This is a genomic window from Faecalibacterium sp. Marseille-Q3530, assembly GCF_017377625.1.
GTDB classification, from domain to species: Bacteria; Bacillota; Clostridia; order Oscillospirales; family Ruminococcaceae; genus Faecalibacterium; species Faecalibacterium prausnitzii_E.
In genome coordinates this window covers 446,230-462,388 of record NZ_JAFREH010000001.1, presented here as the reverse complement: position 1 = coordinate 462,388, position 16,159 = coordinate 446,230, and the positions used below count along the sequence as shown (strand labels likewise).

Genomic DNA, 16,159 nt, shown 5'->3' with positions numbered 1-16,159 from the left:
GTGAGACCCACCACTTCGGGTGAATAAATTATTAGGCGCACTTTGCCAGAGCAAGGCGGTCGGTGCGCTCCTCCAGCATCAGCAGGTACGACCCGGACAGCAGTTGTGCGGCGGCAGCAGCTTTCTGCTGGGGCGTCCCAAATGCAACGCAGTCCGTCAGGTGTTCGATGGTCTCGGTCATGTGGAGGGCTTCTTCAAACCGTGGGTCATGCGGTTCCTCCGGGGTGGCGGGCTTGTAGCGCTCCTGCCAGTCGTGCAGCAGGTCGAGATAATCGGTCAGCACCCGCAGGCAGTAGGCGATGTTTGCCCACTGCTCGTCCGTCAGGCCACGCTTGGGCGGCGGCAGGGCGATGGCATTGGCGGGCGGCTTATCCGGGTCAAGCCCGAAGTCGTGTATCAGCTTCTCGGCGGCTTGCCGGGGGTTTAGGTCGAACAGCTTGGCGGTGAGGTCGATGGCATCGCCGTTGGCTCCACAGCCAAAGCAATAATAATAGGTGTCGTTCAGCTTCATGCTGGGGTCGCTGTCGGAATGGAACGGACAGCACACCATGCCATGGCGGTCGGGCTCCATGCCGTACATCTCTCCCACCTGCCGAACGGTGATGGCGGACTTGACAGTTTGATACAGGCTCAAGGGCATTCCTCCTTTGTTTCGTGCGTTGCACCAGAGACCCCAAAGTGGGAACTCTGGTGTTTTTTGTTTCCTGCCTGAATATACGGGGAATTTTGCAGAAAGAGCAAAAAAGCGGCAAAACTGCAACGGAAAAAGAAAAAAGCCCTTACTGGTTGCAGAGTTGCAACAGCAAGGGCAGAGGGGAAACCGTATATTGAACAAAACGGCAGAGCGTATTATAATGAGGAAAAAGATCAAAAAGGAGGGCCGACCACATGGCACAGGAATATCTGCCCGCACCATCCAACATCCGTCTTGCGGACTTGATGAAAGAACACAACATCAGCCAACCAGAGCTTGCCAAGGAGATCGGCTGCTCCAAGAGCACCATCAGCCGCTTCATCAGCGGTGCGAAAGGAACCCTGACCCATGAGCAGGTGCTGAGGATTGCAAGGCTGTTCAAAGTGTCCACGGATTTTCTGCTGGGAGAAACCAACATCCCCGACCGCAAGAACTACGACATTGCCGAACTTGGCCTGTCCGTAGAAGCCGCAAAGAACCTCTACACGGGGCGTGTCAATACAGAGGTGGTCAACCTGCTGTTGGAAAACGCCCGGTTTGCAGAGCTTACTTACCGCATAGCGCAGTATTTTGATGATACGTTTGCATCCGGCATTGCAGCACAGAACGCCATGCTCACGACATTGAGCACCCTGCTGCGCACAAAGGTCAAGACCCCGGAAGCAGCCAAAGCCGCAAAGGACATCAGCCTTCGGAGAAAACCAGTGTACCAAGGCGACCTTGATGACATTGAAATGTACTTCATGGCAGCGGTCAAGGAAATCAAAAAGGACATCGGGAGCCATTACGCCGAACAGGAAGCCATGAGCAAGAAAGTGGCGGAGAAGATGTTCACCGAATTGACCAAAGGGCAGGATGTGCAGCACCCAACGATTACGGCAGAGCAGTTGACAGATGCAATGTTGGACAGCGTTTCGGGTATGGAAGGAGCCACGCCGGAAGCACTGGAACAGCTGCGGAGCGGTCTGCTGGGAATCTTGCAGTCTGCCGCAGAGCAGGAAAACGCCCATGAAGCAGACGAATGAACGGCTTTGTGCGCTGGCACAGAAAGGCGATGCTGCCGCGCTGGACAGCCTGATCGACAATAACAAGTCCTTTATCGGCAAGGCGGCAAATGATCTCTTCCGCAGTATGAATCTGGCACAGGCTGGCTTGAACCTTGACACGGACGATTTGAAACAGGCGGGCAATCTGGGCTTGTGGAAGGCCGTGCCAAAGTTCGATGCAGCGCGCGGCATGAAGTTCCTGACCTACGCGGCTCCTGCCATCCGCAACGCCATGATGGATATGGTGCGGGATGCCTTTACTGCTTTTGAGCAGCGGATGGTGACGGAGGACAAGGACGGCATCTGTTACCAGCGTGTTTCGATGGATGATGTTCTGCCGGGAGAGGAACAGCTGCGGCGCATCGAAGCCATAGCTGACCCTTATGCCATGCAGCCGCAGAGCATTATGGAAGAGCAGGAATCGCGCCGGGAGCTGTACGATGGCCTGAAACGGCTGACCCAACGGGAGCAGACCTATCTGCTGTACCGCTATGGCTTCACCGATGGCGAGGAACATCCGATAATCGGCACGGCGATATACTTTCACCTGACGGAAGGCCGCGCCAAAAAGACGGAGGAACAGGCTATGGATAACCTGTGGCTGGAACTGCCGTGGTGGTTTTTATGAATGGGCAGAGAGGAATTGTGTCAAATTGACATAATTCCTCCCGATAAGAGGGATGTGAGCGAAAATGCTGGCAATGTATCTGGCAGTTCTGGATGACCGGAGCAGCGAAGAACAGTTTATAGATGTATATAATACCTACAAACGGCTGGTCTACCATACCGCTTACAAAATTATGGGCGATTCGTATCTGGCAGAAGACGTACTGCAAGAAGTGTTTTTGTACGTTGCCAAAAATTTTTCTAAAATTCATCGAGAAAACTGTCACGAACTCGCCGCTTATCTCGTTAGTTGTAGTAGAAGCCGTGCATACGATATGCTTCGCAAGCAGCGAGAAGAACCGCTGGAAGAAGTCCCGGACGCACCAGACGATGCCCCGGTGCCGGACGATGCAGTAGTCAGCACCGATAACATCCAACACCTGACAGAATTGATTGGACAGATGAAACCGATGTACCGTGACCCACTGCGCCTTTTAGCAATGGGCTACACCAACCGGGAGATTGCCGAATCGCTTGGACTGACGGATGAAGTGGTTCGGATGCGGCTTTTCCGTGGAAGAAAACTATTGTGGAAGGAGCTAAACAGCCATGAGTGAGCGGACAGAAGTTTCTTTTGACGCTGCATTGATGATGGCACTCCGTGCAGATGCACAAAAAGAACTGGACGAACTGCCAACTCCAGCACAGCTTAAGGAACGCTACCCGGATACTTCCCGATGGGATGCTCGCCTGCAAGCGGCATTGCATAAACGCCGCCCTATGCTGAAACGGGTGCTTGTTGCAGCCCTGACGCTGGTAATTTTAACTCTCGGTGCGCTTGCAGTAAGCGCAGACTTCCGCAAGACAGTCTATACGATGATTCAGAAGTTCTTACCAATTGAGATGCAAGTCACTTATAAAGTTGAGGGAGAACCATTAGAGCAGCTTCCCGATGCGTATAGTGAACATTATGTACAAGTCGGATTTTGGCGTGACTATATGCAAGGCTATGATAAAAAGGAAACATTCTCTCATGCGTATGTTAATGCTGCCGGAGAAATCTATTTTGTGGATTGTTCAATTATAACCGCATACGGACAGATTGAAACATTCGATAATGAACATACCGTTTATACAACTGTAAAGATTGGAGATAAGGAAGCAACACTTGGAACAAGTGAGATTCCGGGGCAAGTCACCTGTTATATTTTGGTTTGGGAGGATGCTGGTGTTTCCTGCACAATTATGGGCGATGGTTCATTGGATGAGTTGATGAAGGTTGCAGAAAGTATTTATTAACGGCAAAATGCCTAGATATTTGTAGATGAGCACAAATGTGAGGATGGATTTTTGTTTAAGTAAACAAATTTGGGAAATCTTGCAACAAATGTGTTGGTTGCTGCGTTGTCTAAGTAAAAGCTTCTGATGGAAACAAACGGGAGGTGTATGCTCTATATGAAAAGGAGCTTCATTGCAATTTCGGTTGCGACAATCATAGGATTGTCAGCTTGCGCAACAAAAGTATCCTCTTCAACTTCTATGAACTCTCCTATATCGACATCGGTGACAAGCGAGCAGGAATTTTTATCTAATCTTGAAAACGCCAGCACAAGCCAAATACTGCAAAAGCTTAAAGAATCGGATGGTGGGTATACAGAAGATTGCTTTTCGGTGTTGACAAATCGTCTTATCAAATTCCCTCAAGACACACTGTATGTGTTGAAATATGACAAACTGATGAATGATAAAGACTTTCAGCAGCTTGTTTTATCCGGCATAAAAACAGAGCTTCCCTATAGAGGATCGGATGAAGAAAGAAATACGCTTTATCAGTATCTGGAATCCATCACTACTGATAAAGAATATGGACAAATCGCATCAGATATTTTAGGAGAACAAGCTGAAAACAAGGAGAAACCAAATCGGCAAATTGAATTTCAAACTGAAGAATTAGGACAAGCGAGCAGTGTTATTTCAATCGAACTTCCGCAAGGGTGGAAAATTCAAAAGAGAGAACAAACGCAACGTGCTGAAAATAAACCACTTGCTCTTGCAAGCCTGAATCCGTCTTATCCAGTATATGATATTTATGACAAAAATCATGTGTTGGTTGGCGCGGTTGGATACAGTACCTATGAACCATATGAAGGTGATAGAGATTCCGTGCAGATTGTTTACTCTGCACTTCGGCTAGGATCGGTTTACAGGTTTGACACGGATAATAAATACGATGTGATACAAACCACGGAACGCGGAACGACTGCACTTACAACGGTAATTTTTCAAGATGGTGCAAATTCAGAACCAGTAAACAATTTAGGCGTTCTCGCTTATGATAACGAGAAAGAATGCTTTGTTGCAATTGAACTTGAAGCAAGTTCTGTGTCGGAAAGCCAGGCATTGGAAATTGCAAAATCAATTCGCTTTTAGACATGATGGGAATAACGGTGTATAGGTGCCAGCAGATTAAGGAGAACAACTGTGAACAAAGTACCGTACTTTATGTCATTGCGGTACAGTCCTTGAAACCGGCAACGCTCCGAGATACTTTGACAGCAAGCCAATGGAGCGGTATGTGGTTCTTTTCTCTGGCATTTTTCGCCGTCATTTTTATGGAAATGCTGTCTGATTTCTTGCTGGTTACAGAACGCCGCAATACATGGAAAGCGTTAAATGGAAATGTCAGCGAAGCCGAATTTCACAATCTTCAGCAAATTGTCTTGTGCGAAAATCAGAAAGTTTCCATTGAGAAAAAACTTGCAAGTACGATACTACTGGTTCGGATGATATGTGCAACTGCTGCATTTGTATGGCTCACTTTTTGGTATAAGGTTTTGTTATGAAAGAGATAATTATTGAACCACATATTGGAATTGGACAATTAAAATTAGGCATGACATCAGATGAATTAGAAAATGCTCTTCTACAAATGAAGAAACAGTGGTCGAATTCTTCTGATGAAGCAATGCAAATGGAATGTTGTGCGGAAACCGATGACCCTAATTTGATAACCGGACGATATATGGATAATGATTCGTTCTTTCTTGTGCAGTATCGGAACGGAAAAGCTGCTGAAATCGGCATCCAGCGTGATTTGTCTAAAGTGGCATCAATAAAATTGTTCGGAATGGATATGTTTAATACAGCCGCCGAGTGTATTATTGATAGCTTAATGAAAAAGGACAACGTTATTTGCAACGAAAAGGACTTGCAACTGGGAACGGAATATTTTTTTCCCGAAATTGGAGTCCGACTCTGGAGAGAGCGAGCATTTCATCCCAAACTGTTGAAAGACCCGCTATACATGGAAGAAATGCAGGCTGTATTAGAAGACGAATATCAGTATCAATACTTCCAGATGGTTACTGTGATGGGTTGAATTGCTAACGATCAATGGGATTTGATATAACTTTTCCGCTTGTAGTACATAGCGATGACCACAGCTATCTGCTAATACGGGTGAACTAATTTGAAGTATTTTATTGACGAAGATCAAAGAAAAGCCTCACACAGCAGCTGCTATTTGGAATTTCAACAAGGGCAGTATCATGACAAGTGCTGGCTTGACACATCTATTAGCATCAGTGATGAAGTATGGAATAGCCGCCATGTTTCAGATCTGATTCTTGAAGTGATTCCAGAGTTTGACTTTTATGGAATAACAATCGTTACAAAAGTACAATGGGATAATATTTTAACAAAAAGTCAATCGGATGGATGTACTTGCAAAGAGATTATTGCAGAAGCAGTTCCTTGGGCAGCAAAGTGTTTTGAAACGAATGATGTGTTCACTATCATAGGGATGTGAGTCGAACTTTCTCGGAGAATAACAGTGATACACAAAGGAGAGTGTAACATGAAAAAAATTCTTACAGCAATCGTATCGGTAAGCATATTTATTGTTGGAATTTTGCTTATACTTTGTGCGGACACTAATTTTTTATGGTATGCCTTTAATCAAAATGTTCGCCTTACAGTAGTTGCAGGGATTCTCATTGCACTTGTTGGTGGCGTTGGTGTGATAATGAATCTTTGGTGTATTCTAAAAGAATTGTACAGTAAATAGTTTATTGAAGGTTAAACTTCCAGTCTGCCATGGTCGCAGCCAAGAGAGATAATATTCAAACTTACTACTCAGCAAAAGCTAGGCACACTCCAAGAATTTATTATAGAGGGTGAATATCCCGCGCTTTGAACAATTTAACGATGAATATATTGTGCGATATGGAGAATTTCATTTGCGCGTTCACCTCGAATTGACTTGCAACGCAAAATGCGTTACAATGAGACTGAGGTGATAACCATGGAAAAAACGATGACACTCAATCTCCGTGTCAACCCGACCGTTAAGCAGCAAGCCGAGGATGTGCTGAAGCAGCTTGGCATCCCGATGGCAACCGCCATTGATATGTACCTGCGCCAAATCACGCTGACGGGCGGTATTCCCTTCTCTCTGTCCCTGCCGAAGGCTCCTGCGGCTCTGAACACTGACACCATGACCGATGATCAGCTTCACGCAGCCTTGCAGGTGGGTATTAAGGAGATTCAGAACGGTGATACCGTGGATGCTGCAAGCGCATTCGCACAGTTCAGGGAACAACACAGATGAAGCAGTATGACGTGAAAATTTCCCATACAGCCCTCAGCGATATGGAGCAGATTTACAGCTACATTGCTGACCGTCTGCTGGAACCTGACACGGCTATGGGGCAGTATAACCGCATTGCAGAAGCCATCCAGTCACTGAACATCCTGCCGGAACGCTGCGCGCTGGTGGAAAGCGAGCCGGAGCGCACCCAAGGGCTGCGGCAGATGCTGGTGGATAACTACTCGGTGTTCTACATCGTGGGCGAGAATACCGTGTCTGTGGCTCGTGTGCTGTACAGTGCATCCGACCTTGTGCGCCGCCTGCGGAGAATGAAGTGAAAGGGGTGTTTGCATGACCGCCGTGATTTACGCCCGCTATTCCAGCGATAACCAGCGTGAGGAATCCATCGAAGGCCAGATTCGTGAATGTACGGCCTACGCCGAAAAGAACGGCATTACCGTGGTCAAGCACTACATTGACCGCGCCCTTTCCGCCAAAACCGATAACCGCCCGGACTTCCAGCAGATGATCAAGGACAGCGAAAAGCGGCTATTTGACATTGTGTTGGTTTGGAAACTTGACCGCTTTGCCCGGAACCGCTATGATTCGGCCCACTATGAGTACCAGTTAGAGCGGAATCATGTCAAGCTGGTGTCTGCCACGGAGCCCATCTCTGACAGCCCTGCGGGTATCATGGTCAAGAGTATGCTCACCGGCATGGCTGAATACTACTCGGCAGAGCTTTCTGAAAAAGTCGTGCGCGGCATGACCGAGAATGTTCTGAAGGGCAAGTACAACGGCGGCACGATTCCCATTGGTTTTAAGGTGGATGAGGAGAAGTTCTTTCAAGTCGACCCGCTGAAAGCTCCCTTTGTGGTAGAAGCCTTTCAGCGGTACAACGATGGCGCAACTATGAAAGAACTGATGAACTGGCTGAACGACAGTGGCGTGACCACCAACCGCAACCAGAAGTTCACCTACAACAGTGTTCAGACGCTGCTGACGAACAAACGGTACATCGGAGAAAACCACTTCAAGGACATTGTGATGCCCGACAGCATCCCGGCCATCGTGGACAAGGACTTGTTTGAAGAAGTGCAGCAAAAAATCAAGAAGAACAGCCGCGCTCCTGCCCGTCACAAGGCCGAGGATGATTATCTGCTCACCACCAAGCTGTTCTGCGGAATGTGCGGCGCGATGATGTTCGGTGAGTGCGGTACGGGTAGAAACAAGGTCGTTCATCATTATTATAAGTGCGCCACCGCGAAGCGTTTCAAGACCTGCAAGAAAAAGACCGTCCGTAAAGAGTGGCTGGAAGATTTGGTCATAGCTGAAACCATGAAGCTGATTCAGGACGATGCCGTGATTGATGCCATCGTTGCGGAAGTGATGGAGTTGCAGGATCAGGAAAACACCACGCTCCCTTTGCTGGAAAAGCAGATGCGCGAGGTAGAGAACGGCATTGAAAATATGCTGAACGCCATTCAAGCAGGTGTGCTGACCAACTCCACCAAATCGCGTTTGGAAAAGCTGGAAGCCCAGCAGAAAGAACTTGAAGTTCGGATTGCCGAAGAAAAAATCGCTCGGCCTCGGTTGAGTGAAAATCAGGTTCGTTTCTGGCTGACCCGGTTCCGCAAGCTCGACCCGAACGTGAAAAGCCACCGTGAGACGCTTATCAATACGTTTGTGAACGCTGTTTATCTCTATGATGAAAAAGTTTTGATTACATTCAACTACAAAGACGGCACAAAAACCATCACTTTCGATGAAATCGCCGCCAAAGATGCCCCAGAGGGCAATGGTTCGGATTTGGGTTGCTTCGCTCCACCAAAAAAGCTTCAACGTAACTATTACGTTGGAGCTTTTTGTTTTGTGTGTGCGTGAAACTCACGAATGCGGGTGGATTCGAACAGCTGCGGCGCTGTCGCAGAAGACAGCGCAAAAACAGCCCGGTGGGCTGTTTTTAGCAGCGCGGCTCGCGACATCCACCCGCGCCCACCAAGAGGTCCAGCATCCGAACCGGGTGCTGGATCTTCTATTTTGTAGAAACTTTTTCAGGGCAGAGCGGGCGGATTCGAACAGCATCGGCCCGCCGTACAGTCCGGCGGGGAAAAAAGCCCCAGTGGGGCTTTTTTAGATGCGCGGCTCGCGACATCCACCCGAACCCACCAAGAGATCCAGTATCCGAACCGGGTACTGGATTTTCTGTTTTGTGGAAACTTTTTCAGGGCCGTGCGGGAAGAAGGCAAATGTGAAAACCAAAGTCCGGTTCTTGCCCAGGCCCGCCGGGTGTGTTAAACTGGAAGAAAAAATTGCACTGATGAGGTGCATTCTGGGAGGAAACCGACTTTGAAGCGTATTTCGATGGTTGCACGCCGCATTGCGGCGCTGGTACTGGCAGTGGTGCTGCTGTGCACGGCGGCCCCTGCCGCATTTGCCGAGGGCGAGACGGCCCACCCCACCACCATGGGCGGCGCGGACACGACTCTGATCCCGGCGGAGGAAGAAAACTGCCTGAGCTGGCTGTTCGGCTCGCGGAATAAGATCACGTTGCCTTACCTGAACATCAAGGGCAAGGGCCTGCGCCGGAACGTGACGCTCGATCTGGTGGACTGTCTGGTGGGCATCACCTACACCGAGCTTGGCTCCATTGGCAGCTTCGTCAGCGCGTCGGCGGCGCAGCAGGCCTGGAAGGCGCAGGCGGTGGCCATCCACTCCTATCTGCTGTACCATAAACAGTACGGCTCTTCGGCCAACGCCCTGATCTATACCCCGGTGGATGAGATCCCGTCCTCCACGCGGGAGGCTCTGCGCAAGGCCATCGAGCCGGTCAAAGACGAGGTCGTGACTTACAATGGTTCGGTCATTGACGCGGTGTGGTCGGCCAGCGCAGGCTACAACACCCAGACCGGCACCTACGGCACCTGTTCCGGTCAGGATGCCTGGGGCAGCGATGTGCCTTATTTGCAGAGCGTGGAAAGCCCCTACGAGGAGCAGTATCATAACCTGATGCGCCGCATCATCGGCCGGGATTACCGCTACACCGAATACACCAACAGCAAGACAGGGCAGGCTTACCAGAGCGCCGACACCACCCACAAGGATCTGGGCGGCTATGTGCAGTACAACACCCTGACGGTCGATGGCAGCAGCTACCGGTACCTCGGCCAGTTCGTCAGCTCCCGCTACTGCTTCGATTTCGGTACCGATGCCAACGGCACCCCGGTGATGTACTACTACGGCTACGGCCACGGTGTGGGCATGAGCCAGTGCGGCGCGGTGGGCTATGCCAACGAGCGTGGAATGAATTATAAAAAGATCCTCAAGCACTATTATCCCGGCACCTCCATCGGCAAGGCGGGCCGCGGCACTTCCGGCCTGTTCGGCTGGCTGAGCGGTCTGTTCGGCTAAAGAACTGGCATCCGCAGGAAAATGGGCAAAAGCGCTTCTCAAACGGGGCGGAATCTGGTATACTATATTAGTTTGTAGGAAAGCGAAGCGCGGGATCTGCGTCCTGCGGAGAAGTGGAGAAATCAGAAATGCAGTTGGAGAAAGAAAAGGAAACGAGAGAGGCTGCAGAGCGCTGCCGCCTGCTGGCACAGCGCATCGCGGAGGAGCTGGCACCGGAGGCGGCTGCGGTGCTTGCAGCCGATGAGGAGTCCGGTGCGCTGCTGGAAAAGGCGCTGCGCCGTGCGGGTATCCGGACCAACCCCTGGACGGCGGCCGCCACGGCCCAGCCGGAGCTGTTGGTGGTGGAAGACCCGGTCTGGGTCGAACTGCCCGCCCAGCTGGCCGAACAGGTCCTGCTGGTGTGCACCGATGCCACCGCCCTGTCCGCATGGGCGGAAAAGCTGGCCGAGCGCGGCTACTACCGTGATCTGCAGTGGCGCAGCCGGGGCCGTGCCCAGCAGGCGGCGCTGTTCTGCACTGTCCAGCCCAGCGCCATGGGGATGGTCCGCGGCTACGAGGAAGAACTCGACATCCTGCGGGATCGGATGGTCCGTGCAGAGCGCACCTGCGGCGAGGAAGCAGCCCTCATCGAGCGGCTGCGCAGCGACCTCTCCCTGAGCCGCAGCCACGAAAAGCAGCTGGAGCAGACCCTGAACGAGGTCACAGGCTCCACCTTCTGGAAGATGACCTGGCCCGCCCGCTATGCGGTCAGCAAGAGCCGCCAGCTCTGGCACACCTTCCCGCTCTTTGTCTTCCTGCACGAGCTGCGCACCGAGGGCGTTTCCGGTATGCTGGAAAAGGCCCGTGCCTGCCGTGTGTATGCGGCGCTCTTCCCCGGCATGACGATGCGGGCCGACCGCTTTGCCCCGGTGGAGCTGCTGGTCCGGCAGGCAAACGACCAGCCCGCCGGGCCGAAGATCAGCATCGTGGTGCCGCTGTACAACACCCCGCTGAACTTTCTGGAAGAGCTGCTGGATTCCGTCGTGAACCAGACCTACCGCAACTGGGAGCTGTGCTGCGTGGACGCCGGGCAGGACCCCGCCGTGGGCCAGAAGGTTCAGGCCCGCGCTGCATCCGACCCGCGCATCCGCTACCAGAAGCTGGAAAAGAACGAGCTGATCCCCGGCAACACCAACCACGGCTTTGCGATGGCCACCGGCGCGTACATCGCCCTGCTGGACCATGATGACATCCTGCACCCCTGTGCGCTGTGGTATGCGGCCAAAGCCATCGCCGAGCAGAAGGCGGACTTCGTCTATACCGACGAGGCCACCTTTGAGGGCGAGGTGGAGAATGTGGTGCTTTACCACTTCAAGCCGGACTTCATGCTGGACAACCTCCGCTCCAACAACTATATTTGTCATCTGTCCGTCTTCAGCCGCGCCCTGATGGAGCGCAGCGGCGGCGGTGAGCGGATGGAATACAACGGCAGTCAGGATTACGACCTCTTCCTCCGCCTGACCGAACAGGCTGAGAAGATCGTCCACATCCCCCATGCGCTGTACTACTGGCGCTCCAGCCCTGGCAGCACGGCGGCGGACATCTCCGCCAAGACCTACTGCATTGAAGCGGGCATTGCGGCGCTCAAGGCGCATTACGAGCGCTGCGGCGTGGCGGTGGATGATGTGACCCTCATCCCCGGTACACCCGGTTATTACAAGACCGATTACACCATCGCGCATCCGGGCCGGGTCAGCATCCTGATCCCCACCTGCGACCACATCAAGGATCTGGAGCTGTGTGTGGAGTCCATCTACGACCGCACCACCTACCCGGATTTTGAACTCATCATCATCGAGAACAACAGCAGGCAGCCGGAGACGTTCCGTGCTTACAAGCGGATGGAGCAGGAGCATGCCAACCTGCACGTCGTCACCTGGCAGGGCAAGGGCTTCAACTACAGCGCCCTGAACAACTTCGGCGAGAAGTTCGCCACCGGCGAATATCTGCTGCTGCTGAACAACGACACCGAGGTCATCACCCCCAACTGGCTGGAAGAGATGGTCATGTACGCCCAGCAAAAGCGGGTGGGCTGCGTAGGCGCCAAGCTGCTCTATCCGGACGACACCATCCAGCATGCCGGTATCGGCTTTGGCATTGGCGGCGTGGCGGGCCACCTGCACAAATACTTCCCGGCGGCATCCGATGGCTACATGGGCCGCCTGAACTATGTGCAGGACGTCTACGGCGACACCGCTGCCTGCCTGCTCATCCGCCGTGAGATCTATCAGGAACTGAACGGCCTGGATGAGAGCTATGCGGTGGCCTTCAACGATGTGGACTTCTGCGTCCGCGTCCGCGAGGCGGGTTATACCAACGTCTTTACTCCGTTCGCCCAGCTCTACCACTACGAGAGCAAGAGCCGCGGCATGGAGGACAACCCCGAAAAGCAGAAGCGCTTCCAGGGTGAGGTGCTCCGCTTCCAGGCCCGCTGGGGCGACCTGCTGGCCAAGGGCGACCCCTGCACCAACCCCAACTTTGACATCCAGCGGGAGGATTTCGCGCTGAAGATCCTGCCGCTGGAATGACCCTCCCGGTCATGCTTCGCGTGTCCGTCAAGGCCGGAGCAGGATGGCGCAGGCTGTTCCGTTCGGAGCTTGTCGAGCGCCGCGACAGAGAAGAGGAGAATCCATTTGAAACTATCAGCTTGTATTGTAGTCTATAACGGGTACGACGAAGCGCTGAAGGCGGCACAGACCGTTTTGCGGTTCACCCGCCGCCACCCGCTGACCCTCTATCTGGTGGACAACGCCAGCCCGGACGGCAGCGGCCAAAAGCTGGAAGCAGCGCTGCACAGCGGCCTGCTGGCAGCAGGGGAGGGGCAGCAGGTCGTCGTCCGCTGCCGCACCGAGAACGGCGGCTTTGGCACCGGCCACAATATGGTCCTGCCGGAACTGGACAGCGACTATCACTTCATCCTCAACCCGGACATCCAGCTGACGGCGGACACCCTGAGCGACCTGGCCGACTGGATGGACCAGCACCCGGACGTCGTCATGGCCCGGCCTGCGCTTGTCTTCCCGGATGGCCGCCCCCAGCAGCTGCCGCTGCGCCGGTGTGCGCTCCGCCCCATGGTCTACCGCCAGTTGCCGGCGCTCAGGTTCTGGGCAAAGTACAACGATGCCTACCTTATGAAGGACAAAGACCTGACCCGCCCCACCGAGATCGAGTTCTGCACCGGCAGCTTCTCGGCGGTGCGCACCCGCACTTTCCGGGCAGTGGGCGGCTTCGACGAGAAGTACTTCATGTACGTGGAAGACGCCGACCTCACCCAGAAGATGCGCACGCAGGGCAAGGCATATCTTGTGCCGCAGTTCACGGCCATCCACGCCTGGCACCGCGCTGCCCACCGCAGCCTCAAGCCTGCCCTCTGGCAGACCGGCAACCTGCTGCGGTACTTCTCCAAGTGGGGATTCCAGTGGTGAACCCTCGAACCCTCTCCATCATCGCGAAGCGATGACTGAGAGGTTCATCCCCCAGAAAACCGCAAATGACATCAGGAGAACGGCCCCTTTGCAGAAAAATTTCTGTAAAGGGCCGTTCTTTCTTGCTTTTTTTTCGATTTGATAGTAAAATAAAGTGTAAAACTATCTGCGGTGGTCGGAGCACCCCCGGCAGAGCGGTTTTTCTGCAACTTTGTTGACAGCGGACGCAGCTCCGCTTTGAATATTACGAGGCCGGAGGAAACGAAGGCTTCGTATAGCTGCACAACTTTTTTCATTTTAATTAAAGGAGTGCACAAACGATGAAAGGTATTATTCTCGCCGGCGGCGCCGGCACCCGGCTTTACCCGTTGACCATGGTCACCAGCAAACAGTTGCTGCCTGTCTACGACAAGCCGATGATCTACTATCCTCTGTCCACCCTCATGCTGGCGGGCATCCAGGATATCCTTATCATTTCGACCCCCACTGACACGCCCCGTTTCGAGGCGCTGCTGGGCGATGGCAGCCAGTACGGCATCCATCTGCAATATAAGGTCCAGCCCTCTCCCGATGGCCTGGCACAGGCATTCATTCTGGGTGAGGAGTTCATCGGCGACGACTGCTGCGCCATGATCCTGGGCGACAACATCTTCTACGGCAACGGCTTCTCTAAGATCCTGAAGACCGCTGCCTCCAACGCCGAGACCAAGGGCCGCTGCACCGTGTTCGGCTACTACGTACCGGATCCGGAGCGCTTTGGCATCGTCGAGTTCGACGCCAACGGCAAGGTCCTGAGCGTGGAGGAAAAGCCGGAGCACCCGAAGTCCAACTACGCCATCACCGGCCTGTACTTCTACAACAAGGAAGTTGTCCAGATGGCAAAGCAGGTCAAGCCCTCTGCCCGCGGCGAGCTGGAGATCACCACCCTGAACGACATGTACCTCAAGAAGGGCGAGCTGGATGTCCAGCTGCTGGGCCGCGGCTTTGCCTGGCTGGATACCGGCACGATGGACAGCCTGGTGGATGCCGCCGACTTCGTGCGGATGATCGAGAAGCGGCAGGGCATCAAGATCAGCGCTCCGGAGGAGATCGCTTTCAAGTATGGCTGGATCGACCGCGACACGCTGCTGGAGAGCGCAAAGCGCTATGGCAAGAGCCCCTATGGCCAGCACCTGAAGAACGTGGCCGACGGAAAACTGAGATACTAAGAGGAGACCGCACATGAAAATCATCGTTACTGGCTGCAAGGGTCAGCTGGGCACCGAGATCATCAAGCAGCTCCGCGAGGGCCGCAGCGAGATCGGCCCCATCCCCGAAAAGCTGCAGAGCGCGACCGTCATCCCTGTGGACCTGCCCGAACTGGACATCTCCAACTACAAGATGGTGGATGACTTCATCCGCCGTCAGCGCCCGGATGTCATCATCAACTGCGCTGCCTACACCAACGTGGACGGCTGCGAGGTGAACCACGACGCTGCCTTCAAGGCAAACGCCCTCGGCCCCCGCAACCTGGCACAGGCTGCCACCAAGACCGGTGCCCGTCTGGTCCATGTCTCCACCGACTACGTCTTCTCCGGCCGCGAGAACGGCGGCATCGCACAGGATGAGGCCACCCTTCCCGGCCCCATCAGCGCCTACGGCTCCACCAAGCTCATGGGCGAGAAGTACGTGGAGCAGTTCTGCCACCGCCACTTCATCGTCCGCACGGCCTGGCTGTACAGCTACTATGGCAAGAACTTCGTCAAGACCATCGTGAACGCGGGCAAAAAGTTTGGCAAGCTGGAAGTCGTCAACGACCAGTGCGGCAACCCCACCAACGCGGTGGATCTGGCCCACGAGATCCTGCAGCTCTGCGTCACCCATGAGTACGGCCTGTATCACTGCACCGGTGAGGGCATCTGCTCCTGGTACGATTTCGCCTCCGAGATCATCCGCCTGTCCGGCGTGAACGCAACCGTGGCCCCCTGCACCAGCGAGGAGTACAAGGCCAAGCACCCCGAAAGCGCCGACCGCCCCAAGTGGAGCGCTCTGGACAACCGGATGCTGCGCTGCACCGTCGGCAACGAGGTGCGGGATTGGAAAGCTGCCCTTGCCTGCTTCTTCGAGCATTGGGACGGCGACAACGGCATGAAGTAAACCTTCTCAGGCCGCTTTGCGTCCAGCTCCCCCGAAGGGAGAGCTGTCACCGCAGGTGACGGAGAGGGTACGCCCGTCTTTGTACAACCTCTCCGTCAATGCTTCGCATTGCCACCTCTCCTTGTAGGAGAGGCCTTGGCATTGCGGGAAGCTTTCTCTCTTCGCCAGAGGCTCCCCTACAAGGGGAGCTGTCGAGCGGATGCGAGACTGAGAG

18 protein-coding genes are annotated in these 16,159 nt (G+C 53.7%); 17 read left to right on the top strand and 1 reads right to left on the bottom strand.

The window, feature by feature from the left end:
- Nucleotides 1–31: 31 nt before the first annotated feature.
- Nucleotides 32–640: a CHC2 zinc finger domain-containing protein gene (locus tag J3350_RS02060; protein WP_207685516.1), complete on the bottom strand. Its 609-nt coding sequence runs from the start codon at nt 638–640 to the stop codon at nt 32–34.
- Between the two features lie 248 nt (nt 641–888).
- On the opposite strand from J3350_RS02060, the gene J3350_RS02055 reads away from it, so the two are divergent.
- The 17 genes from J3350_RS02055 (at nt 889) to rfbD (ending at nt 15,945) form a co-directional block, all read left to right on the top strand.
- Nucleotides 889–1,719, top strand: coding sequence for a helix-turn-helix domain-containing protein (locus tag J3350_RS02055; protein WP_207685515.1), 831 nt, complete (start codon nt 889–891; stop codon nt 1,717–1,719).
- Nucleotides 1,703–2,368 carry a sigma-70 family RNA polymerase sigma factor gene (locus J3350_RS02050; protein ID WP_207685514.1) on the top strand — a complete coding sequence of 222 codons (666 nt, stop codon included), beginning with the start codon at nt 1,703–1,705 and terminating at the stop codon, nt 2,366–2,368. Before J3350_RS02055 ends, J3350_RS02050 begins: the two co-directional genes overlap by 17 nt.
- Nucleotides 2,369–2,432: 64 nt before the next feature.
- Complete coding sequence (locus J3350_RS02045; RefSeq protein ID WP_097791711.1) at nt 2,433–2,963, top strand: RNA polymerase sigma factor; 531 nt, start codon at nt 2,433–2,435, stop codon at nt 2,961–2,963.
- A complete protein-coding gene (locus J3350_RS02040; RefSeq protein WP_113621607.1) occupies nt 2,956–3,645 on the top strand; it encodes a DUF4367 domain-containing protein in 690 nt (229 codons plus the stop codon). Before J3350_RS02045 ends, J3350_RS02040 begins: the two co-directional genes overlap by 8 nt.
- 147 nt (nt 3,646–3,792) lie before the next feature.
- Nucleotides 3,793–4,776, top strand: coding sequence for a hypothetical protein (locus J3350_RS02035; protein WP_242700086.1), 984 nt, complete (start codon nt 3,793–3,795; stop codon nt 4,774–4,776).
- A gap of 92 nt (nt 4,777–4,868) precedes the next feature.
- Nucleotides 4,869–5,189, top strand: coding sequence for a hypothetical protein (locus tag J3350_RS02030; RefSeq protein ID WP_242700085.1), 321 nt, complete (start codon nt 4,869–4,871; stop codon nt 5,187–5,189).
- The gene (locus J3350_RS02025) at nt 5,186–5,725 is read left to right on the top strand and encodes a hypothetical protein (RefSeq protein WP_149794785.1); all 540 of its coding nucleotides are present in this window, start codon (nt 5,186–5,188) and stop codon (nt 5,723–5,725) included. Before J3350_RS02030 ends, J3350_RS02025 begins: the two co-directional genes overlap by 4 nt.
- Before the next feature lie 90 nt (nt 5,726–5,815).
- Complete coding sequence (locus tag J3350_RS02020) at nt 5,816–6,154, top strand: hypothetical protein (RefSeq protein ID WP_133300805.1); 339 nt, start codon at nt 5,816–5,818, stop codon at nt 6,152–6,154.
- Between the two features lie 48 nt (nt 6,155–6,202).
- A complete protein-coding gene (locus J3350_RS02015; RefSeq protein WP_097775234.1) occupies nt 6,203–6,412 on the top strand; it encodes a hypothetical protein in 210 nt (69 codons plus the stop codon).
- A 237-nt stretch (nt 6,413–6,649) separates the two neighbouring features.
- On the top strand, nt 6,650–6,955 hold the full coding sequence (locus J3350_RS02010; protein WP_207685513.1) for a type II toxin-antitoxin system RelB/DinJ family antitoxin: 306 nt from the start codon (nt 6,650–6,652) through the stop codon (nt 6,953–6,955).
- Nucleotides 6,952–7,272: a type II toxin-antitoxin system RelE/ParE family toxin gene (locus J3350_RS02005; RefSeq protein ID WP_097781601.1), complete on the top strand. Its 321-nt coding sequence runs from the start codon at nt 6,952–6,954 to the stop codon at nt 7,270–7,272. The genes J3350_RS02010 and J3350_RS02005 overlap by 4 nt, the downstream gene beginning before the upstream one ends.
- Before the next feature lie 13 nt (nt 7,273–7,285).
- On the top strand, nt 7,286–8,818 hold the full coding sequence (locus J3350_RS02000) for a recombinase family protein (RefSeq protein ID WP_207685512.1): 1,533 nt from the start codon (nt 7,286–7,288) through the stop codon (nt 8,816–8,818).
- 465 nt (nt 8,819–9,283) lie between these two features.
- The gene (locus J3350_RS01995; RefSeq protein WP_242700084.1) at nt 9,284–10,345 is read left to right on the top strand and encodes a SpoIID/LytB domain-containing protein; all 1,062 of its coding nucleotides are present in this window, start codon (nt 9,284–9,286) and stop codon (nt 10,343–10,345) included.
- A 128-nt stretch (nt 10,346–10,473) separates the two neighbouring features.
- Complete coding sequence (locus J3350_RS01990) at nt 10,474–12,912, top strand: glycosyltransferase (protein WP_207685511.1); 2,439 nt, start codon at nt 10,474–10,476, stop codon at nt 12,910–12,912.
- 105 nt (nt 12,913–13,017) lie between these two features.
- Complete coding sequence (locus tag J3350_RS01985; RefSeq protein ID WP_207685510.1) at nt 13,018–13,809, top strand: glycosyltransferase; 792 nt, start codon at nt 13,018–13,020, stop codon at nt 13,807–13,809.
- Nucleotides 13,810–14,129: 320 nt separating this feature from the next.
- Nucleotides 14,130–15,017, top strand: a complete 888-nt coding sequence (gene rfbA, locus J3350_RS01980) for a glucose-1-phosphate thymidylyltransferase RfbA (RefSeq protein WP_118551699.1) — start codon at nt 14,130–14,132, stop codon at nt 15,015–15,017.
- A 13-nt stretch (nt 15,018–15,030) separates the two neighbouring features.
- On the top strand, nt 15,031–15,945 hold the full coding sequence (gene rfbD, locus J3350_RS01975; protein WP_207685509.1) for a dTDP-4-dehydrorhamnose reductase: 915 nt from the start codon (nt 15,031–15,033) through the stop codon (nt 15,943–15,945).
- Nucleotides 15,946–16,159 lie beyond the last annotated feature (214 nt).

Coding starts and splice junctions, on each gene's coding strand:
- J3350_RS02010 (WP_207685513.1), top strand. CDS start 6,650: ATGGAAAAAACGATGACACTCAATCTCCGTGTCAACCCGACCGTTAAG.
- J3350_RS02045 (WP_097791711.1), top strand. CDS start 2,433: ATGCTGGCAATGTATCTGGCAGTTCTGGATGACCGGAGCAGCGAAGAA.
- J3350_RS02025 (WP_149794785.1), top strand. CDS start 5,186: ATGAAAGAGATAATTATTGAACCACATATTGGAATTGGACAATTAAAA.
- J3350_RS02050 (WP_207685514.1), top strand. CDS start 1,703: ATGAAGCAGACGAATGAACGGCTTTGTGCGCTGGCACAGAAAGGCGAT.
- rfbA (WP_118551699.1), top strand. CDS start 14,130: ATGAAAGGTATTATTCTCGCCGGCGGCGCCGGCACCCGGCTTTACCCG.
- J3350_RS01990 (WP_207685511.1), top strand. CDS start 10,474: ATGCAGTTGGAGAAAGAAAAGGAAACGAGAGAGGCTGCAGAGCGCTGC.
- J3350_RS02060 (WP_207685516.1), bottom strand. CDS start 640: ATGCCCTTGAGCCTGTATCAAACTGTCAAGTCCGCCATCACCGTTCGG.
- J3350_RS02000 (WP_207685512.1), top strand. CDS start 7,286: ATGACCGCCGTGATTTACGCCCGCTATTCCAGCGATAACCAGCGTGAG.
- J3350_RS02055 (WP_207685515.1), top strand. CDS start 889: ATGGCACAGGAATATCTGCCCGCACCATCCAACATCCGTCTTGCGGAC.
- rfbD (WP_207685509.1), top strand. CDS start 15,031: ATGAAAATCATCGTTACTGGCTGCAAGGGTCAGCTGGGCACCGAGATC.
- J3350_RS02035 (WP_242700086.1), top strand. CDS start 3,793: ATGCTCTATATGAAAAGGAGCTTCATTGCAATTTCGGTTGCGACAATC.
- J3350_RS02040 (WP_113621607.1), top strand. CDS start 2,956: ATGAGTGAGCGGACAGAAGTTTCTTTTGACGCTGCATTGATGATGGCA.
- J3350_RS02005 (WP_097781601.1), top strand. CDS start 6,952: ATGAAGCAGTATGACGTGAAAATTTCCCATACAGCCCTCAGCGATATG.
- J3350_RS02015 (WP_097775234.1), top strand. CDS start 6,203: ATGAAAAAAATTCTTACAGCAATCGTATCGGTAAGCATATTTATTGTT.